This is a genomic window from Saccharomonospora iraqiensis subsp. iraqiensis, from assembly GCF_000430445.1.
Taxonomy (GTDB): Bacteria; Actinomycetota; Actinomycetes; order Mycobacteriales; family Pseudonocardiaceae; genus Saccharomonospora; species Saccharomonospora iraqiensis.
Genome location: NZ_KE387102.1, coordinates 85,200 through 87,719, shown reverse-complemented (window position 1 = coordinate 87,719; position 2,520 = coordinate 85,200). Strand labels below are relative to the sequence as shown.

Below are 2,520 nucleotides of genomic sequence, written 5' to 3'. Positions count from 1 at the left end.
CTCGTCCGGCGCCGCCCCGGTCTGCGCGGGCTTGAGCACCGCCACCCGCTGCCCGTCCCGCGCCGCCAGCGCGGCGACGGCCGCGGTCACCACGGTCTTGCCCACACCGGTCGAGGTTCCGGAGATCACCAGCACGGTCACGGCACGACACTAGTACCGGCCGGTGTCCCGTCCGGCGCCGACCCCGGCGGTGGTGGCCGGTCGCCGGTGGGCGCCCACACTCCCCGGCTCACCCGGCCGGTACCCCGGCGGAGACGAACTCCCCGGTGTCCGGATCGAGCAGACAGACGCGGGCCCGGCCCACGTCGACGTACATCCCGGTCAGGCGCAGCGCGCCCCGGCTCTCGGCCGCGTGCACCACCGGGTCGGCCCGCAGGTGGTCGAGCTGTTGCAGGACGTTGTGCAGGGCGAGCGCGTCCACCGCCGAATCGGGTTCCCGGCCGTCCACCGGGACCGTGCCGCCCGCGCGCAGCCTGCGCAGACTGGCGTGCCCATGGACGAGCCACCCCGACAGGGCGGGCAATTCCGTGCCGTCCCCGTCGAGCAGGGCGGTCATCGCCGCACACGACGAGTGCCCGCACACCACGATCTCCCGGACACCGAGCACCACCACGGCGTACTCGACCGCGGCACCGACGGACCCGTCGTCGGGGCACGCCGGTCGCCCCGCGGCGTCCCCGGTCGCGTCCCCGGACCTGTCCCCGGCACCGGCCGGGACGAAGTTGCCGACGTTGCGGACCGTGAACAGGTCGTCGGGCCCGCTGGTGGTGAGCACGTTCGGCACGAGCCGGGCGTCGCTGCACGTGAGGAACAGGGTGTGCGGGCGGGTACCGGTGGCGAGCCGGTTCAGTGTGGGGCGCAGCAGCGGGGCGGTGCGCCGGTGGAACTCGGAGGCACCCCGGTGGATTGGGCCGTGCCGCTGCCCGGGGACGGACCCGGGTCCGTCGTCGTCCGCGTGCTCCCGGGCCATCCACTCGGACCACGGCGCCAACCAGCGCGGCACCGGCCGGGTGGCCTCCTGCCTGCGCACCGTCGGCGCGTGGGTCTTGCCGCGGCCGTACCACGGATGCCCGATCTCGTCGACCACGACCGTCCCGCCGCCGCGTTCGTGCGCCTGCTGCCACCCGGACAGGCACTCGAACGCCGCGTGATCGAGGTAGTCCACCACGAGTTCGAGCCGGACGGGCCGGCCGCCGGGGACGGTGGCCAGCACGGACGACAGCCGCGGCACGGACAGGAACGTCAGCACACCCTCGATCACGACGCGGGACGACCCGCCCTGGCCGACGACGTGGATCCCGGACCACATCGTGCGCCGCAGCGTCAGCAGCACCGACAGCCCGACCCCGAGGAGCACCCCGGTGAGCAGATCGGCGACGACGACCCCGGCCAACGTCACCGTGTACAGCGGCAGGTCGCCGTGGCCCCGCACCCGGCGGAGGGTGTGCAGGTCGATCAGCTTCACGCCGACGTGCACCAGCAGCCCGGCCAGTGCCGCGAGCGGGATGCTCCGGACGAGCCCGGCGAAGGCGACGGTGAACAGCAGGACCCAGACCCCGTGCAGCACGGCGGAGGCGCGGGAGCGCGCACCCGCCGCGACGTTCGTCGAACTGCGCACGATCACGCCGGTCACCGGCAGCCCGCCCAGCGCGCCCGAGGTCATGTTGGCGGTGCCCTGGCCGACGAGCTCGCGGTTGAGGTCGGCCCGCGCCCCGGTGTGCATCCGGTCCACGGCCACCGCGGACAGTAACGACTCGACACTCGCGATCAGCGCCACCGTGAGCACGGCGACACCGAAGGCGAACCACCCGCCGTCCCCGGGGGCGAGCGGCACGAATCCGAGGGTGAGGACCTCCGTGGGCAGCTCGACCGTGCCCACCGGCATGCCCGTGGCCGTGGCCAGCAGCGTGACCAGGGTGATCGCCGCCAGCGGGCCGGGGATCCGGGACACCGGCGGGGGCAGCCGGGGCCAGATGAGCAGCACGGTCACGGTCAGCAGGCCGACGAGCGCGGCGGCGTCGTGGGCGGCCACGACCTGCCCCGGCAGGGCCGCGAGGTTGGCCACCGCGGAACTGGCCGGCTCCCCGCCGAGCACGATGTGCAGCTGGCCGAGCACCAGGGTGACCCCGATCCCGGCGAGCATCCCGTGCACGATCGCGGGGGCGATCGCCAGCGCCGCCCGCGCGACACGGCTCACCCCCAGCAGCACCTGGACGGCCCCCGCGGCCACGGTGATCGCGCAGGTGACCGCCCAGCCGAACTGGTCGATGATCCCGGCCATCACCACGGTCAGCCCCGCGGCCGGCCCGCTGACCTGGAGGACCGACCCGCCCACCGCCCCCGCGACGATCCCGCCGACGATCGCGGCGATGATGCCGGCCGCGACCGGGGCACCGGAGGCGAGCGCGATGCCCAGGGAGAGCGGGACCGCGACGAGGAAGACGACCAGGGACGCGGGCAGATCGTGCCGCAGCACGCTCGCCGCGACCCGGCGTGCCCGGCCACGACCGGGCGCCCCGT

The 2,520-nt window shown here is 75.2% G+C and carries 2 protein-coding genes; both read right to left on the bottom strand.

The window, feature by feature from the left end:
- On the bottom strand, nt 1-141 hold a 141-nt coding region (locus ACTIR_RS23560; protein ID WP_034240254.1), incomplete at its 3' end, for an AAA family ATPase.
- Nucleotides 142-229: 88 nt separating this feature from the next.
- On the bottom strand, nt 230-2,520 hold a 2,291-nt coding region (locus ACTIR_RS23555), incomplete at its 5' end, for a SulP family inorganic anion transporter (protein ID WP_411431333.1).